General features: G+C 71.3%; 14 protein-coding genes. 8 read left to right on the plus strand and 6 right to left on the minus strand.

The genetic code is table 11. The features are described 5' to 3' along the window. Nucleotides 1-9 precede the first annotated feature (9 nt). The 6 genes from ABT130_RS06450 to ABT130_RS06475 all read left to right on the plus strand — a co-directional run bounded on the left by ABT130_RS06450 (nt 10) and on the right by ABT130_RS06475 (nt 8,107). Nucleotides 10-1,506, plus strand: a complete 1,497-nt coding sequence (locus ABT130_RS06450) for an amino acid adenylation domain-containing protein (protein WP_350953401.1) — start codon at nt 10-12, stop codon at nt 1,504-1,506. Beyond that, nucleotides 1,503-2,843 carry a crotonyl-CoA carboxylase/reductase gene (ccrA, locus tag ABT130_RS06455; protein WP_350953403.1) on the plus strand — a complete coding sequence of 447 codons (1,341 nt, stop codon included), beginning with the start codon at nt 1,503-1,505 and terminating at the stop codon, nt 2,841-2,843. The genes ABT130_RS06450 and ccrA overlap by 4 nt, the downstream gene beginning before the upstream one ends. A 10-nt stretch (nt 2,844-2,853) precedes the next feature. Next, on the plus strand, nt 2,854-3,462 hold the full coding sequence (locus tag ABT130_RS06460) for an LOG family protein (protein ID WP_350925206.1): 609 nt from the start codon (nt 2,854-2,856) through the stop codon (nt 3,460-3,462). 20 nt (nt 3,463-3,482) lie between these two features. Further along, nucleotides 3,483-6,575 (plus strand): condensation domain-containing protein, encoded by a 3,093-nt coding sequence (locus ABT130_RS06465; RefSeq protein WP_350953405.1) that lies wholly within the window; start codon nt 3,483-3,485, stop codon nt 6,573-6,575. 87 nt (nt 6,576-6,662) lie between these two features. After that, nucleotides 6,663-6,839, plus strand: a complete 177-nt coding sequence (locus tag ABT130_RS06470; protein WP_350925202.1) for an MbtH family protein — start codon at nt 6,663-6,665, stop codon at nt 6,837-6,839. Then, the gene (locus tag ABT130_RS06475) at nt 6,836-8,107 is read left to right on the plus strand and encodes a Zn-dependent hydrolase (protein WP_350953407.1); all 1,272 of its coding nucleotides are present in this window, start codon (nt 6,836-6,838) and stop codon (nt 8,105-8,107) included. The genes ABT130_RS06470 and ABT130_RS06475 overlap by 4 nt, the downstream gene beginning before the upstream one ends. A 190-nt stretch (nt 8,108-8,297) precedes the next feature. Here the strand turns inward: ABT130_RS06475 and ABT130_RS06480 are convergent, their stop codons facing one another. The 4 genes from ABT130_RS06480 to ABT130_RS06495 all read right to left on the minus strand — a co-directional run bounded on the left by ABT130_RS06480 (nt 8,298) and on the right by ABT130_RS06495 (nt 14,036). Beyond that, nucleotides 8,298-11,471 carry an AfsR/SARP family transcriptional regulator gene (locus ABT130_RS06480; protein WP_350953409.1) on the minus strand — a complete coding sequence of 1,058 codons (3,174 nt, stop codon included), beginning with the start codon at nt 11,469-11,471 and terminating at the stop codon, nt 8,298-8,300. 427 nt (nt 11,472-11,898) lie between these two features. After that, a complete protein-coding gene (locus ABT130_RS06485) occupies nt 11,899-12,342 on the minus strand; it encodes a hypothetical protein (RefSeq protein ID WP_350953411.1) in 444 nt (147 codons plus the stop codon). Between the two features lie 312 nt (nt 12,343-12,654). After that, complete coding sequence (locus tag ABT130_RS06490) at nt 12,655-13,677, minus strand: hypothetical protein (RefSeq protein ID WP_350953413.1); 1,023 nt, start codon at nt 13,675-13,677, stop codon at nt 12,655-12,657. Nucleotides 13,678-13,829: 152 nt separating this feature from the next. Continuing rightward, entirely contained in the window at nt 13,830-14,036 is a 207-nt protein-coding gene (locus tag ABT130_RS06495; RefSeq protein WP_350953414.1) for a hypothetical protein, read from the minus strand. Nucleotides 14,037-14,194: 158 nt separating this feature from the next. Between ABT130_RS06495 and ABT130_RS06500 the strand changes: the two genes are divergently transcribed. Then, a complete protein-coding gene (locus ABT130_RS06500) occupies nt 14,195-14,455 on the plus strand; it encodes a hypothetical protein (protein ID WP_350953416.1) in 261 nt (86 codons plus the stop codon). A gap of 216 nt (nt 14,456-14,671) precedes the next feature. Here ABT130_RS06500 and ABT130_RS06505 read toward each other — a convergent pair whose 3' ends face one another. Together ABT130_RS06505 and ABT130_RS06510 are read right to left on the minus strand one after the other, a co-directional pair. Further along, nucleotides 14,672-15,475: an SAM-dependent methyltransferase gene (locus tag ABT130_RS06505; RefSeq protein WP_350953418.1), complete on the minus strand. Its 804-nt coding sequence runs from the start codon at nt 15,473-15,475 to the stop codon at nt 14,672-14,674. Between the two features lie 508 nt (nt 15,476-15,983). Continuing rightward, nucleotides 15,984-16,508 (minus strand): DUF4396 domain-containing protein, encoded by a 525-nt coding sequence (locus ABT130_RS06510; RefSeq protein WP_350925186.1) that lies wholly within the window; start codon nt 16,506-16,508, stop codon nt 15,984-15,986. 221 nt (nt 16,509-16,729) lie between these two features. Here ABT130_RS06510 and ABT130_RS06515 point away from each other — a divergent pair. Next, nucleotides 16,730-16,917: BlaI/MecI/CopY family transcriptional regulator (locus ABT130_RS06515; RefSeq protein WP_350953420.1), on the plus strand; the 188-nt coding region annotated here is incomplete at its 3' end.

The raw sequence follows: 16,917 nt of genomic DNA on the forward strand, positions 1-16,917 counted from the left end.
TCCTGATCTGTGGACGAAGAATTCGGCTCCCTGGCCTCGGCCTTCTACGAGCACGTGCGGCGGCGGCCCGACGCGCTCGCCGTCACCGACGAACACCGATCCGTGAGCTACGCGGAACTGGCGGGCGCCGCCTCCGAGATCCGCCGCTCGCTCGACGAGCTGGGGCTGGTCCCCGGCGACCGGGTCGGCATCTTCATGCGGCGCTCCTGGCGGGTCGTCGCCGCCATCGTGGCGGTGATCGGCCACGGCTGCACCTACGTCCCCCTCGACCCCGACTACCCCGCCGAGCGGGTGCGGTTCATGGCCGGCGACAGCGAGCTGCGCGCGATCTGCGCCGACCCGGACGGGCCATGGCCGTTCGCCGGGGTGCCGAGGGTCGAGGTCACCGGGGCGACCGGAGACGTGCTGCCGCCCGTCGAGCGCTCCGGTGAGATCCCCACCCACATCATCTACACCTCCGGCTCGACCGGGACCCCCAAGGGCGTCGCCACCCCCGAGGGCGCGGTGCTGGAGCTGTTCCGCTCCGCCCGCGAGCGGTTCTCCTTCGGATCCGGCGACGTGTGGAGCTGGTTTCACAGCCACTGCTTCGACTTCTCGGTCTGGGAGATGTGGGGGGCGCTGCTGCACGGCGGGCGCGTGGTCGCCGTCCCGGTCGCCGCCGGGCGCGACCCGCGGCTGCTGCTGACGAAACTGGACGCCGAGCGGGTGACCGTACTCTGCCAGGTGCCCAGCATGTTCAGGTATCTGGCCTGGGCCATGGAGCAGAGCCCCCGGCCGCTCGCGCTGCGCTACCTGATCTTCGGCGGCGAGGCCATCGACCGCGACACCATCCGCGCCTGGATGGACCTGACCGGCGGGCGCGAACAGATCGTCAACATCTACGGTCCCACCGAGACGACGGTCTTCTCCACCTGCACGGTCGTGGACCGCGCGATGGTGGAGGACACCTCGGGGCCCACGAACATCGGCCGGGCACTGCGCCACGTCCGCACCGCCGTCGTCGGCACGGACGGCCACGCGGTGCCCACCGGTGCCGAGGGCGAGCTGTGGGTGGGCGGCACCGCCCTGGCCACCGGCTACGTCGGCCGCCCGGCGCTCAACGCCGAGAAGTTCCCGGTGGCCGACCTGGGCGACGGCCGGCGGCGCTGGTACCGCACCGGCGACCTGGTACGGCAGCTGGAGTCGGGGTCCTTCGAGTATCTGGGCCGTATCGACTCCCAGGTCAAGATCCGCGGCTTCCGCGTCGAGCTGGGCGAGATCGAGGCCGTGCTGCGGCGCACGCCCGGCGTGAGCGACGCGGCCGTGATCGTGCGGACCCCGCCCGGCGGCGAGCCGCTGATCGTCGCCTACCTGGTCGGCACCCCGCTCTCCCCCCGCGAGCTGCGCTCCCTGTGCGGCGAGCGGCTGCCCGCGCACATGGTCCCCGCCCGGTTCCGCACCGTTCCCCTCCTCCCCCTGAACCCCAACGGCAAGCTCGACCGACTCGCCCTGGAGGCAGCGCGATGACCACCGCGATCCGAGCCGCGATCCTGTCCGGCGAGCGCGACCCCGGCCACTTCGAAGCGCTGGCCGTACCGGAGTCCTACTGGGGCGTCACCGTGCACGCCGACGAGGTCGACATGTTCGCCGGGATGCGCAGCGAGGACAAGGACCCGCGCAAATCGCTGCACGTCGAGGAGGTCGCCACCCCCGAGGTCGGTCCCGGCGAGGCACTGCTGGCGGTGATGGCCAGCTCGGTCAACTACAACACCGTCTGGTCAGCGATCTTCGAACCGGTGCCCACCTTCGGGTTCCTACGCCGCTACGGCCGCCGCAGCGAGCTGGCCCGCCGCCACGACCTCCCCTACCACGTGCTCGGCTCGGACGTCAGCGGCGTCGTACTGCGGGTGGGCCCCGGCGTCACCAAGTGGAAGCCCGGTGACCGCGTCGTCGCGCACTGCCTGTCGGTGGAGCTGGAGGATCCCGAGGGGCACGACGACACCATGCTCGACCCGCAGCAGCGGATCTGGGGATTCGAGACCAACTTCGGTGGCCTGGCGGAGCTGGCGCTGGTCAAGGCCAACCAGCTGATGCCGATGCCCGCCCACCTGACCTGGGAGGAGGCCGCCTGCTCCGGCCTGGTCAACTCCACCGCCTACCGGCAGCTGGTCTCACGCAACGGCGCGGCCATGAAGCAGGGCGACACCGTGCTGATCTGGGGCGCCTCCGGCGGGCTCGGCTCCTACGCCACCCAGTACGCGCTGAACGGCGGCGCCACCCCGATCTGCGTCGTCTCCTCCGCCGAGAAGGCGGAGCTGGCCAGGAAGGCGGGCGCCTCCCTGATCATCGACCGGTCCGCGGAGGGTTTCTCCTTCTGGCTCGACGAGCACACCCCCGACGTCGCCGAATGGCGGCGCTTCGGCAGCCGTATCCGCGAGCTGACCGGCGGCGACGACCCCGACATCGTGTTCGAGCACCCCGGCAGGGAGACCTTCGGCGCGAGCGTCTACGTCTGCCGGCGCGGCGGGACGGTCGTGACCTGCGCCTCCACCACCGGGTTCATGCACTCCTTCGACAACCGGTACCTGTGGATGAGCCTCAAGCGCGTCGTCGGCACGCACTTCGCCAACTACCACGAGGCCTGGCAGGCCAACCGGCTCGTCGCCCAGGGACGCGTCCACCCGACCCTGTCGCGCACCTACGCCCTGGAGCAGAGCGCCGAGGCCGTGCACGACGTCCGCCGCAACACCCACCAGGGCAAGATCGGCGTGCTCTGCCTCGCCCCCGCCGAGGGTCTCGGCGTGCGCGACCACGAACTCCGCGAACGGCACCTGCCGGCGATCACGCGCTACCGGTCCTCCTAGGGAGACAGCGATGACCTCGACGATCCTCCAACCCGGCGCGGGTGTGCGCGGGGGCGGCAAACCACTGGAGATCTGCGTCTTCTGCGGCGCGGGACGGAGCAACTCACAGATCATCGTCGACATGGCCAGGGCGACCGGCAGGCTCATCGGGCAGCGGGGCCACCGTCTGATCTACGGCGGTGGCGGCTCCGGCCTGATGGGCGAGGTGGCGTGGGCCGCCTCGGAGACCGGCGCGACCATCCGGGGGATCATCCCCCGGTTCCTGTACGAGCGGGAGCGGGCGATCGCCGCGCCGGCGCAGGAGACGCACCTGACCGACAGCCTGCACCGGCGCAAGGAGCACATGCTGCGCGGCGCGGACGCCTTCATCGCGCTGCCCGGAGGCTACGGGACGCTGGACGAGATCCTTGAGGTGATCTCCGCCACCTACCTGGGCATGTCCGAGAAACCGCTGGTCATCGTGAACGCCGAGGGCGTCTGGGACGGCTTCATCAGCCTGGTCGAGACCCTGCGGCGGTTCGAGCTGATCTCCCTGGCCGGGCAGTCGATGTTCCACTCCGTCGCCTCCCCAGAGGAGGCCGTCTCCCTCGTCGAGCGGCTGACCGTCCCGGCGACCTGACCCCCCACTGGAGGACTTCGATGGAGACCCGAGCGCCGCTGTCCCAGGCGGACAAGCGCGCCCTGCTCGCCAAGCTGATGAAATCGGGCGCCGCACCCTTTCCGCTCTCCTACGGCCAGCAGTCCCTGTGGTTCATGGACCGGATGCGCGGGGAGGCCGGCGTCGCCTACAACATGCCGTTCGCCTGGACGGTGCACGGCGAGGCCGACCCGGAGGCGCTGCGCGGCGCGTTCGCCTGGCTGGTGGCGCGGCACCCGATCTTCCGCACCACGTACGGGCACGTCAAGGGCACGCCGGTGCAGCGGGTCGCCCCGCAGGGGGAGCTGGACTTCCGCGTCGTCGCCCTCGCGCCCGAGGAGGACCTCGCGGCCCTGCTCGGCGCCGAGGCGGCCCGCCCGTTCGACCTGGAGCGCGGCCCGGTGCTGCGGGTCGTGCTGGTACGGCGCCCGGCGGCGGCATCCGTGCTGCTCTGGGTCACCCATCACATCGCGATCGACGGCTGGTCGCTGTTCACGCTGCTGGAGGAGCTGGGGCAGGCGTACACGGCGCTGCGCGGCGGCTCCGAGCCCGCCTGCGCGCCACCCGCCGCGACCTACGCCGACTTCGTGGCCTGGCAGGCGGTGATGCTGGCCCAGCCGGAGGGGGCCAGGATGGCGGCCTACTGGACGCGTCTGCTGGCCGACCCGCCGCCGGTGCTCGCACTGCCCGCCGACCGGCCGCGCCCTGCCGACCAGACCTTCCGGGGCGCCTCGCACGCCTTCCGGCTGGGTGCCGAACGGTCGGCGGCGGTCGGGGAGCTGGCCGCGGGCGGCGGGGCCACCCTGTACACGACGCTGCTGGCCGCCTTCCAGGTGCTGCTGGGCCGGGCCTCCGGCCAGCGGGACTTCCTGCTCGGCACCTGGACCTCCGGGCGCAGCCGCCCGGAGTTCTCCGACGTCGCCGGCTACTTCGTCAACCCGGTCGTACTCCGCGCCGACCTGTCGGGGAACCCCGGGTTCTCGCAGCTGCTCGACCGCACCCGGCGGGCGGTGCTCGGCGCCCTGGACAACCAGGACTACCCGTTCCCGCTGCTGGTGGAGCGGCTGGGCGCGCACCGCGACCCCAGCCGCTCCCCGCTGTTCGACGTGGCGTTCACGCTGCGCGCCTCGCACCGGGGGGAGATCGTCCGGACCGAGTCCCCCGAGGCGGCGTCGCCGCTGGGCGCCTCCTCGGCGGGCGAGCGGGGCATGCTGCTGCGGTTGGGCGAGCTGACCCTGTCGACGTACCCCCTCGACCAGCGGACCGTCCGCTTCGACGTGGAGCTGGAGCTGGTCGCCGCGGACGGCGAGATCTCCGGCCTGCTGCGCTACAACACCGACCTGTTCGACGCGGACACGATCGCCTGGCTCGCCCAGGGCTACCTGCGGGTACTGGACTTCGCGGCCGGCGACCCCGGCCGTCCGGTGGCGGCCTTCGCCTGGGAGCCCCGTCCCGGTACCGGGGTAGGGAGCGGGGACCCGGCCGCCGCGGCGGTGAGTCCCCCGGCGGTCCCGCACGGCCCGGCCCCGCGCGCGGACGCCCCGGCCGGGAACACGGGCACGACCGGCCGGGTTCCGGCCGAGTTGCTGGATGTCGTCACCGCTGTCTGGAGTGAGGTGCTCGATCTGGAACCCGGCGAGATCGGCCCGGACGACGACTTCTTCGGCCTGGGCGGCCACTCGCTGGCCGCGGTCCAGGTGGCGATGCGGATCCAGGACCGGCTGGGCGTGCAGGTGTCGATCTCCGACGTCTTCCACCACCTGACCGCCGCCCAGCTGGCCGCCTGGCTGGCCGGTCCCGCCGGGACCGGGCCCCGCCCGCTGCCCAGGACGCCCGGCGCCGGCTACCCGCTCTCCTACGCCCAGGAGAGCCTGTGGGTGCTGAACCACCTGGCCCCGGCGAGCCTCGCCTACAACGCGCCGCACGCGTTCCGGCTCCGTGGCCCCCTGGACGTCGAGGCGCTGGAGTGGGCGATCGGGCGGGTGGTCGCCCGGCACGAGTCGCTGCGCACCACGTTCACGATGACCAGGCAGGGGCCGGTGCAGCGGGTGGCGGACCCGGCGCCGGTGCCGCTGCCGGTGGTGGAGACGGCCGACGCCGCCGGGCTCATCCTCCAGGAGTACCGCAGGCCGTTCGACCTCGCCGGCGGCCCGCTGCTGCGGCCCGTCCTGTACCGGGTCTCCCCCACCGAGCACGTGCTGCTCGTCCTGGCGCACCACATCGTCTTCGACGGCTGGTCGACCGCGATCTTCTGGCGGGAGCTGTGCGCCCTCTACCGCAACCGGGTCGAGGGCTCGGCCGAACCGGCGCCGCCCGGCACCCATTACGTCGACTTCGCCGTCTGGGAACGCGAGTCGCTGACCGGTGAGCGGCTGTCCGGCCTGGTGGACTACTGGCGAAGGCAACTGGCGGGCGCACCGCGCACCGCGCTCCGCACCGACCTGCCCCGCCCCAGACGGCCGCTGTTCCAGGGCGCCCAGCACTCCTTCGAACTGCCCGTCGACGTACGCGGGCTGTGCCGCGCCACCGACACCACACCGCACATGGTCTACCTGGCCGCCTTCAAGGTCTGGCTGGCCCGCCGCACCGGCGTCTGGGACGTGACGGTCGGCTCGGTGGTGTCCGGCCGCTCCAGGAGCGAGGTCGCCGACCTGATCGGGCACTTCGTCAACACGGTGGCGGTCCGCACCCCGCTGGCCGAGGCGCACACCTTCACCGAGGTCGTCGGCCAGGTCCGGCAGAGCCTGCTGGGCGCCTACGAGCACCAGGAACTACCGCTGTCGAAGCTGACCGCGGAGCTGGGCAGGGACCGCAGGACCCCGTTCGACGTGCTGTTCACCCTGCACGACCGGCGCCTGCTGGAGTCGGCCGACGACCGGCTGCCCGGGGTGACGGCCGACCGGCTGGTCATGCCGCTGGGCACCTCGCAGTTCGACCTGGCCCTGGAGGTCACCGACCTGGGCGGCCACGCGCGAGCGGTCCTGGAGTACGACACGGCACTGTTCCTTCCGGAGACGGTCGCCGCGATGGCCGGCGAGCTGGAGCGGTCGATCACCGCCCTGGTGTCCGGCCCCGGCCTTCCCCTTGCGAGATGACACCGCGTACCGCGCGGGCGGCGCGCTCCTCCCGGACGAGCGCCGTGCGGGACGACTCGACCACGATCGGTGACCTGGAGGTCTGACGTGAGCACCTACGTAGTGGTGGTCAACCACGAGGAGCAGTACTCCATCTGGCCGCACGACCGGGCCCTGCCCGCCGGGTGGAGCGCCACCGGAACCCTCGGTGGCCGGGACGACTGCCTGGCGCACATCGAGCGGGTCTGGACGGACATGCGCCCCAAATCCCTGCGTACGCCATGACCGTCCTGCAGGGGACCCGGCCCCGTGTCAACGCCGGGCGTCTGGTGGAGCAGGTGGCCGGGCTCGGCGCCATCGGCGCGGTGCCCGGCGGCGGGGTGACACGGCTGGCGTTCACCCCTGCGGATGTGGAGGGCCGCGCCTACGTCGCGCGGCTCATGGAGGAGGCCGCGCTGGCCGTACGGATCGACGCGGCCGGCAACCTGATCGGCCGCCGCCCCGGCGCCGCGCCGGGGGCGCCCGCGCTGGTCCTGGGCTCGCACATCGACACGGTGCCGGACGGCGGCGCCTACGACGGGGCCTACGGGGTGCTGGCCGGCATCGAGGTGGCCAGGACCCTGCACGAGGAGGGCGTGCGGCTGAACCACCCGCTCGCGGTGGTGGCCTTCTGCGACGAGGAGGGCGCCCACGGGACGATGGGCATGCTGGGCTCGCACGGCTTCGCCGGGGTGTTGCCGCCCGGCGCGGCGCGCGCCCTGGACGATCGCGGCATCCCGGTCGCCGATCTGCTGGCCGCGGTCGGGGGCGACGCCGAGCGGCTGGCCGAGGCGGCCTGGTCGCCCCGCGACATCGCCGCCTACCTGGAGCTGCACATCGAGCAGGGAGCGGTGCTGGAACGCCTGGACGTACCGATCGGGGTGGTGGAGACGATCACCGGGCGGGTGAACGTCTCGGTCACGGTCGACGGCGTGGCCGGGCACGCGGGCACCACGCCCATGGAGCACCGGGCGGACGCGCTGGACGGCGCCGCCCGGCTGGTACTGGCCGTGCGGGCCATCGCCGCCGACGAGCGGCTGGTGCTGCGCGCCACCACCGGGACATGCGCCGTCGAGCCCGGCATGTGGAACGTCGTCCCCGGCAGGGTCCGGCTGGGGGTGGAGTTCCGCGACACCTCGGCCGGAGCGCTGGACGCGGCACTGGCGCGGCTGGCCGAGGTCGCCGCCGAAGTGGCCGGTGCGACCGGCACCCGCGTCACGGTCGTCCCCGGTGCGCGCACCTCTCCGGTCGACTGTGACGCGGGCCTGCGGGAGCTCATCGCCCGCGCCTCGGCCGAGCAGGGCCTGCCCTACCACCGCCTGCCCAGCGGCGCCGGCCACGACGCCCAGATCGTGGCGCGGATCGCGCCCGTCGGGATGATATTCGTGCCGAGCAGAGACGGGGTGAGCCACGCCCCCGGGGAGTACACCGCCCCCGAGCACCTGGCGTGGGGAGCGGACGTGCTGCTCACAGCGGTGCTGATGCGCGACGCGACCCCGGATATCAAGCGGTAGCCGATGTGATATCAACTCGATCGCGCCCCATTCTACGTTTGTCGCAGAACGAAAGAAGGAAAGAAAACACCACGGATGAATGAGGTTGAAAATGTCTCGGTGGATTACCTGGGTCGCGAAGGTCACCGCCACTGCCGCGCTCTTCACCCTGCCTGTGGCCGTCGTTCAGGGTACGATCACCGCAGCCTCGTCAGTCGCTCACATCACCGGCGACAGCACATGGACCTGATGATTCAGCGGAAATTCCCGATAAAGTAGCCAGTCGCGCCCTGATTCGCCGGTAATCCTCGGAATCGGTATCGGTGCAACAATCCAGGGCGCGATTCAGCGCATCGGAGGCGGCGGCCTCGTCCCCTTTGAGGATGAACACCTCCCCCAGCGCGGACAGTGCCCTGAACTGCCACAGCCGGGTATCCAGCTCGGTGGATATCTCGAAGGTCTCGAGCAGATATGCCACCGCCTCGTCGAACCGGCCGCGCCGGGCGTGCAACTGGCCGAAGGCCAGGTGGATCCGCGCCTCCACGAAACGCTCGCGCACCCCCTGGGCGATGGCCAGCGCCTCGTCGAGACTCTCCACGGCGGCCTCCAGCCGGTTCTGGCGGACCTGTATCTCCCCCAGCCCGCACAGGATGTACGCCTGCCCGATGTCGTCCTGCCGCTCCCTGACCAAGGCGAGCGCGGCCCGGGAGGTCACCTCCGCCTCCCCCAGCCGGTCCTGGCGCAGCAGTGTCTCCCCCAGCCTGTTGAGTATCTGCGCCTGACCCCGCTCACTGCCCAGCTGCCGGAAGACCTCCAGGGCCTGTCTCAACAGGGGTTCGGCGAGTTCCGCCCTCCCCTGGTCGACGTGGACCTGGGCGATGCCGCCGAGCACGTGGGCCTCGGCGAAGCGGTCCCCGACCGCGGCGAAGATCCTCTTCGCGGTGAGGAACCCGTCGAGCGCCGTGTCGAAGCGGCCCGCGAGCCGGTCCAGCAGTGAGATGTTGCGCAGCGCCAGCGCCATCCCGTACGAGTCCTCAAGCCGCTCGAACAGCTCGCGCGCCGCCCACAGGCACTCGCCCGCCCGCTCCGGCACCTGCTGGAAGAGATACATGCTTCCCGTCGAGCAGAGAACGGCCGCCTCACCGCGCAGGTCACCGGCCCGGCGAGCGGCGGTGAGGGCCGTCTCATGGGTGGTGCGCCAGTCGTCGAAGTGGCTCCGGGCCTCGAACAGGGTGGTGGCGGTGACGGCGAGGTCCCAGCACAGCTCGGACGCGCCGAGATGGGCGGCCTGGGAGACGGCGGCGACCAGAGCGCCGCGTTCGGCGTCCAGCCAGTCGAGTGGCCGCTCCAGGAGCTCGTCCGCGTCGGCCGGCCGCCACCGGGGCACCGCGCCGTGCAGCTGGGTGAAGGCCCCGCCGTACTCCCGCTGGTGTGCCTCCTCGGCCAGCACGAGCCAGCAGCTCAGGGCGCGGGTGACGGCGGCGAGCCGGTCCTCGGGCGGCTCCTCCTCATCGGCCCGCTCCCTGGCGTACAGCCGGACCAGGTCGTGGAAGCGGTAGCGGATCTGGTCGGCGCCGTCGGGGCCGAGCACCTCGACGAGCTGGGCGTCCACCAGCTGGTCGATCAGGTCCTCGGCGTCGAGGCCGTCGATGTCGAGCAACGCCGCACCCGCCCAGGAGGCGAAGTCGGGCGCCTCGAGCAGCCCCAGCCTGCGGAACATCAGCGCCGCCTCGGGGCTCAGGTCGCGGTAGCTGAGGGCGAAGCTGGCCCGTACGGTCAGCTGGCCGTAACTCAGCTCGTCCAACCGGCGCCGCTCGTCGGCGAGACGCTTGGCCAGGCGGGCCGGGGTCCAGTACGAGCGGGCGGTGAGGCGGGCGCCCACGATCCGCAGTGCCAGTGGCAGCCCGTCACACAGCTCGCCGAGCAGCGCGGCGGCCTTGGGGTCCTCGTCCATGACCACGGAGTCGGCGACCCCGGCGAGCAGCGCGGCGGAGTCCGCCGCGCCCAGCACCTCCAGATGGATCACGCTGGCGCCCTCCCTGGCGGCCAGGTCGCCCAGCGGGTCCCTGCTGGTCACGATCACACAGCAGGTGCCGGAGCCGGGCAGCAGCGGCCTGACCTGGTCGATGAACCGGGCGTTGTCCAGCAGCAGCAGCACCTGACGCCTGCCGATGACGGTGCGCAGCAGGCCGGCGCGCTCGTCCAGGTCCTCGGGGATGCGCTCGCCGGCGATGCCGAAGGCCCGCAGGAAGCGGTCCATGACCGCGCCGGGGGTCAACGGCTGGGCGTTGAGGTCGTAGCCGCGCAGGTTCACGAAGAGCTGGCCGTCGGGGAAGCGGGAGGCGACCCGGTGCGCCCAGTGCACGGCGAGCCCCGACTTGCCGACCCCGCCCACCCCGGTGATGAGCGCGATGGTGAGCAACCCCTGGCCGATCCGTTTGTCCAGCAGGGCGTCCAACTCGGCGATCTCGGTGGTCCTGCCGACGAAGCAGGGCGCGTCCGCGGGCAGCTGCGCGGGCACCACCCCGTGCTCGACCGGGGCCACCGCGACGGGCTCCGCGGGCACGGGCTCCGGTCCGGTGGCGGCCTCGGAGACGGGCACGCTCACCCTGACGGGTGCCGGGGTCAGCTCGGGGGCGTCGCGCAGGATGGCGTCGTGCAGGGCCTGCAGCTCGGTGCCCGGCTCGATGCCGAGCTCCTCGACGAGTTGCATCCGCCCGATCCGGTAGGTGTCGAGCGCCTCCGCCCGGCGCCCGCACCGGTATCTGGCCAGCATCAGCTGGGCGCGCAGCCGCTCGCGCAGGGGGTTGGCGTCGACGAAGACGGCGAGGTCGTCGATCAGCTCCCGGTGCCGGCCGAGGGCGAGCTCCAGCTGGACGCGCTCCTCGGTCAGCGTCAGCTGGCGATCGTCCAGCCGTCGTGCCTCGGACTCGACGAACGCGCTCTCGATGCCGGCCAGAACCGGACCGCGCCACAGACCGCACGCCTCGGCGAACAGCCGGGCGGCGCCGGAGAGGTCGCCGGCGTTCTCCGCGGCCCTCGCCTTGGCGGCGAGGCGCTCGGCGAGCAGGACGTCGACCTGGGAGGGGTCAGCCTGCAGGATGTACCCGGGCGAGGAGGTACCGAGCAGGTTCGCCGGGGCGCCCGCCTCCAGGAAGGCCCGGCGGAGCCCGGAGACGCAGATGACCACCTGGCTGCGGGCGGTGGGCGGCGGGTGCTCGCCCCATATCGCCCCGGCGAGCAGGTCGACGGGGGCGACCCGCCCCGCGCGCAGGATGAGCGTGGCGAGAATAATGCGCTGGCGTGACCCTCCGATCGAGACCCGTCGCTCACCTACCAGGACTTCAAGTGGACCGAGAACGCGAAACGACAGAGCAGTGTCCATGCGCCACCATCAGGGAGTGTCCGACTGCCCCTTGCGTAGGGTGAATTACTTATTCACGAAAAACACCATTTCAGCAGTATTTATCATGAGATGTCCAGCCTTATTTTGCGGGCGCAGCCGAACACGGCGCCACTTGCGGGATTGTTGGAGATTACAGCGACCGGACATCCGTATTCACGCCGAACGACGCAACCGGAACCACGAGGGACACTGGAAGAACACGGAGAGGCACGACAGACCCGGGCGATACCGGCGCCTCCTCAGAACTCCGCCCTCCGGTGCGAAGTGGTCACGCGGCAGGGCGATCCATCCCTGAGCAGAAGTTCGGTAGCAGCCTGTGTCGCCCCCTGCCGGAGTCCCCGGCCACCACTGACCGTCCACCCTGGTCGCGGCTTGGGAGACTCCGGCCCGTGTCATCCGATCAGGTTCAGGCGGAGCCGGCCTGAAGGCACTTCTTGAGCGCGTCCCTGGAGCTCTGGTGCAGTGGCGTGACCTTCGAAAGCGCCGCGTCGCGCGCCTGCAGGTACTTGGCCCCGGCGGCGTTGTACTCCTCCATTGCCTTCGCGGTGGCGGGATCCGCCTCCGGCGCGCCTGCCCCGAGCGGTTTCGGAGGCGTCTGCCGAGCGAGCTTGCCCACGTCCGCGGCGGTGCCGGCCTTCACCAAGGCGTCATGGGCGGCCTTGACCTCCGGGACGGCCTCGACGCCTGCGATGGCGTCCTCGGCGTCCAGCAGCGCGAGATGCTCCTGGGCACACGCGGCCGGGGCGGGGATGACCGCGACGTCAGTGGCGGCGGTGGCGACGCCGGCGGTGGCCAGGGTGGCGAGAAGGCCGACGGCGACGAGCCCCGTCGCGGCGATGCGGATGTGCATGGGTACTCCCGTTGGTGCTGAGGGTTGATCTGCACGTGACCTCATGCGCCGCGATGACCATGAGTAATCGCCGGGATACCCCAAGTTCACACCAAGGATCGTGAGCACCGCGCACTCCCACGGTCCTAGCTGGGACATCGGCCGCAATCCGCCACCCCGCTCACCCAGATCACGAACCGGACCGCCACCGGCGACATGATGGGACGTCTCCCCCCGTCGGCCCACGTCCGAGAGGGAGAGACCACGCGCGCGTCACCCGGTTTTGATGGCACGACGGGGGAACCGTCGTACTCTCCCGGCCTTCGAGCCCGATCAGGGCAGGCCGTTCCTGCTCTTGTAGTCGTTCCAGACCCGTACGCAGTAGGCGTAGCGCCAGTCGCCGGAGGGCAGGTGGCGGCAGGCGTAGGCGGCGCTGATGCCGGCGGCGCTCCCGCCCCCGGCGGCCGGATCAGCCGGCCTGCTCCTGGACGCCGAGGGCGAAGGCGACCTGGCGTCCGGGGCACCCGTCCTGGCCGTGCGGGGCTGTGACCGGGCCTTCCGTACCCCGGAGCGCGACCGCCCCGATGCGGCGCTTCCGGCGTTCCCCCGGGCACCGGCGGAGCCTCCTGCGGCATTGCCCGCTCCCCGGCCGGTGCTTCCGGTCACCGGCGCGGCGTTTCCGGCCTCTCCCGATCTGGTGCCGGTCCGCGCGGAGCCTCGCCCCTCCCCGCTCTCGCGGTGCCGCTCCACCCGCTTGACCCATTCGTTGCCGGACCTTCCGGCAGGACCGGAAAGGGCCCGCTCCGCCGGCATGACCCGCACCGGGTCTCGGCGCGGCGCCTTCCTCCGCCCGGCCGCCCTCCCCTTGCCCGCCGAGGTCTTCCGCTCTCCCGTGGAAGCCCCCGCCCCGGCCGTCGCCGGGGCTCGCGGTGGCGTGAACACCATGTCGTGATCCGCGAGGAGGCGCTCCGCGGGAGGCGCGGGCACCGTGCTCGCAGTGGGCGTCCCGGCCCACGGGGACCAGCCGGACGACCAGACGCCGACCCCCGCGGCGACGAGGAACCCGGCGACCAGCGCCGGTCCCAGGAGCTGGTCGCGCGAGAGCCTCGTCCACGGCCGCCGCCAGGGGCTGGGCGGCGGAGGCATGGAGAACGGCCTGCTGTCGAGGTATGTCCAGGAGCGGTGGGCCGGTGACCGGACGGCGTCGTCACCCGCCTCCTCGTCCTTCCGGTGCCGCGCTGTCCTGTGGGGTGCCGGCGCTTCCTCCTGCCACTGCCCATCGGGCTCGGGGAGTGTCGCGGGTCCGGCCGAGCGGGGAGGATCCGGCGGCCGGATCCACGAGTCGCTGTACGGCATGCGCCCTCGTGGTCTGGCGTTGAGGCCGTGGCCGTGAGTCCGATCACGCTCACCGTACATCTCGCCTCCCGTATCGCGTCCGACCTCCCCTAGCCTGGCAAAAATCACACACTGTATGCGGCCCATGACAGTACGGTCTTACCGATCTGTTATCAGCAGCAGGCCGCAAAGATAAAGAAATACGCTGAAAGACCGGCCTCGCCGGTAAAGACGAGAACCGCCCACGCTCCGGCAGGACCCGGATTCAGCGGCCGGAAGCCCGTACTCGGGCGATCAAGGTTCCAGGTGACGCGGCGCCGGCGCCCTCGGCCCAGGGAATTCGGTGGCGTGACGAACACCGCCGGGGCATCGAAGTCCACGATTCCACGGTCAGCCGGGGAACTACGAGAATTCCGGCCGGCAGGAGGCAGGAAGTCCCGCGCCGGTCCCTCGGCGTGCCGCGCGACGGGAGGCTCAGGACTCGCGGGGGCGGCGGGACGAGCGGCGTCTGGCCGGAGCGGCGAAGGCGCGCAGGAACGTGCGCACACCGTCGCGGACCGCGTCGGCGAGGTCGTCAGGACTGACCGGACGGGTGCCCAGCCTCACCCCCTCGGGCGAGCGGTTCGTCCGCGAACACCTCGACCCGCAGATCATCGGCGGCCCCGGCACCGTACGCGACCGGCTCACCGAGCTCGTCGAACACAGCGGAGCCGACGGACTGATGGCCCTGACCATGGTCTCGGACCATGAGGCGCGGGTGCGCTCCTACAAGCTGCCGGCCGAGCCGGCATGCTCCTGAGCAGCGCCGCTCCCGATCTTTCGGCGGGGATGCGAAGGGCCGCGGAGGACGGTGCGGGTCGTCACCGTTTTCTGCGACGGCCCCCGCCCTTTACAATGTAGATTTATAATAATCCCCGGCGCGGCCTTCCCGCCGGTACGTGGTGCCGTGTCGGGCCGGACCGGGGCAACACGGCACCACGTACCGGCGCGGAGGCCGACCGGGGCACCCGCGGGACTATCGCTTGTAGGCGATCCCGCCATACATGAGCCGCTGGCCCACGGTCAGTTCCGCCGGGACCGGCCCGTCGGGCCGCCACAGGGGCAGCGGGACGACGCCCGGTTCGAGCAGCTCGAATCCGTCGAAGAACGCGGTGATCTCCTCCGGCGTCCGGAACCGGCCGGTGCCGAGCAGCGCGAGGAACTTCTGCTCGGCGTCACGGGAGTCCTGGCTGGAGGCGCAGAAGTGGGTGATGAAGAGGTAGCTGCCCGATGGGACCGCCGCCATGTAGGCCTCGACGATTCCCCGGGGCTCGTCGTCGTCATGCAGGTGGTGCAGGACCCCGACCAGCATCACGCCCACCGGCCGGTCGAGGTCGATGAGCCGCTTGACCGCAGGGTCGGCGAGGATCGCCTCGGTGTCGCGCAGGTCGGAGGTGACCACCGCGGTACGGTCGTTCTCCGCCAGCAGCGCCCGGCCGTGGGCCAGCACCATCGGGTCGTTGTCGACGTAGACGACCCGCGCCTCGGGATTCGCGCCCTGGGCGACCTGGTGGGTGTTCTCCACCGTCGGCAGCCCCGAGCCGAGGTCGATGAACTGGGTGACGCCCTGCTCCGCCAGGAACCGCACCCCCCGGCCGAGGATCTGACGGTTGTAGGTCGCCACGTCGTAGATCTCGGGGACGATCTTCACGATCTCCGCGACGAAGGCCCTGTCGACCTCGAAGTTGTCCTTGCCGTTGAGGACGACGTCGTAGGCCCTGGCGATGCTGGGCCTGGTCGTGTCGATACCGGCGTCCCGCTCATCCCGCTTGTCGGCCACTTGGGGTCCTTCCTCGCGATCTCTGGGCGATGCGAGTGATCATAAGACCAGAAGCCCCACCAAAGCGGCTTTTCCCATGACCAGAGCCACGTATCCGGACATCCCCAATGCGAGCGGCCGAGCCCACCGAAATTTGCCATGAGAGCCTGGGGCTGACATATGGAAGACGGTGGTGCCTCGTAGGCTGCTGGTCGTGATCAGGGCTGTGGTACTCGACGTCGGCGAGTGTCTGGTGGACGAGACGCGTGAGTACGGTACGTGGGCTGACTGGCTGAGTGTTCCCCGGCACACTGAATCGCCCCGGTTTCCGTGGAGACTGATGTATCCCGGATGATGTCGCTTCGCTGTACTTAGCGACGGTGAGCGACTATGGCGCTCACGCCGAGCACAGCTAGCCCTCCTGATGGGTCAACCGCTCACGCTCCCGTGCACGGTCACCGGACGAATCTTTCTCCGGACGTCCGCGGCCGGGGGCGGCGGCGCGGCCTCCCGGGGGTCGCGCGACTTGTCAGTGGTGGTAGGCGTGGACGACGGCGTGCCCCTTGCCCCGGCCGATGATCCATTTGTTGATGGGTGTGGTGACCAGGAAGGCCACCAGGAGAGCGAAGGCGAGGGCGCCCCAGAACAGGCCGGAGGTCAGTCCGGCGTCCATGGCGCCGGGAACCGCGACCATGACGGCGTTGTCGACGATCTCCATGACGATGATGGACAGGGTGTCGGCCGCCAGCGCCAGCCGCAGGGCCTTGCGCCAGTCGAGGCCGGCCCTGCGCAACCCGACCAGGGTGAGTGCGTAGCCGAAGAAAAAGGCCAGCACGACGGCCAGGACGACGGTGGGCACGGTGGACCAGCCCAGAGCGGTGCCGATCACCATGCCGAGCACCTCGCCGATGGCGCATCCGGTGAGGCAGTGCAGGGTCGCCGACGCGGCCACCCGCCATGTGACCTTCTGGGGGTGGTCGGCGTGCATGTGGTGATCATGCCCATGGTGCTCCTCGTGTCCGGTGCGATCCATGGGCTGCATCGATTCCGCCATCACACTCTCCCGATTTGCGCATCTTCTCCGTAACTCCGGTCACCATATACGGGTGGGGGGTATATGGACAACACCTTTTCCGCCAGGAGGCTCCGGGCATCGGGCCCGCCCGGATCGCGAACCCGGCGATTCGCGGACCGGAGGCGGAGGTGACGCATCGCCAGGCGTCTACGACGGCCGGTAGCATTGAATGATTCGCCGGTAGATGGGAGTCGCACCTGATGCGTGGTCTGGGAGACCTGGAGTCCACGATCATGGAGCGCCTGTGGTCGTATCACCGGCCGGCGTCGGTCAGGGACGTGCTCGAAGATCTCCGTCGTGAGCGGGACATCGCCTACACGACCGTCATGACGGTGATGGACAAGCTACAGAAGAAGGGCCTGCTCCGCAGGAAGCCGGTCGGCCGGGC

The organism is Streptosporangium sp. NPDC001681, assembly GCF_040298085.1.
In the GTDB taxonomy this organism is placed as follows: domain Bacteria; phylum Actinomycetota; class Actinomycetes; order Streptosporangiales; family Streptosporangiaceae; genus Streptosporangium.

Excerpts from the sequence above, each read along its gene's own strand:
- ccrA (WP_350953403.1), top strand. The coding sequence starts at position 1,503 with ATGACCACCGCGATCCGAGCCGCGATCCTGTCCGGCGAGCGCGACCCC.
- ABT130_RS06460 (WP_350925206.1), top strand. The coding sequence starts at position 2,854 with ATGACCTCGACGATCCTCCAACCCGGCGCGGGTGTGCGCGGGGGCGGC.
- ABT130_RS06465 (WP_350953405.1), top strand. The coding sequence starts at position 3,483 with ATGGAGACCCGAGCGCCGCTGTCCCAGGCGGACAAGCGCGCCCTGCTC.
- ABT130_RS06475 (WP_350953407.1), top strand. The coding sequence starts at position 6,836 with ATGACCGTCCTGCAGGGGACCCGGCCCCGTGTCAACGCCGGGCGTCTG.
- ABT130_RS06480 (WP_350953409.1), bottom strand. The coding sequence starts at position 11,471 with ATGGACACTGCTCTGTCGTTTCGCGTTCTCGGTCCACTTGAAGTCCTG.
- ABT130_RS06485 (WP_350953411.1), bottom strand. The coding sequence starts at position 12,342 with ATGCACATCCGCATCGCCGCGACGGGGCTCGTCGCCGTCGGCCTTCTC.
- ABT130_RS06490 (WP_350953413.1), bottom strand. The coding sequence starts at position 13,677 with ATGCCGTACAGCGACTCGTGGATCCGGCCGCCGGATCCTCCCCGCTCG.
- ABT130_RS06510 (WP_350925186.1), bottom strand. The coding sequence starts at position 16,508 with ATGGCGGAATCGATGCAGCCCATGGATCGCACCGGACACGAGGAGCAC.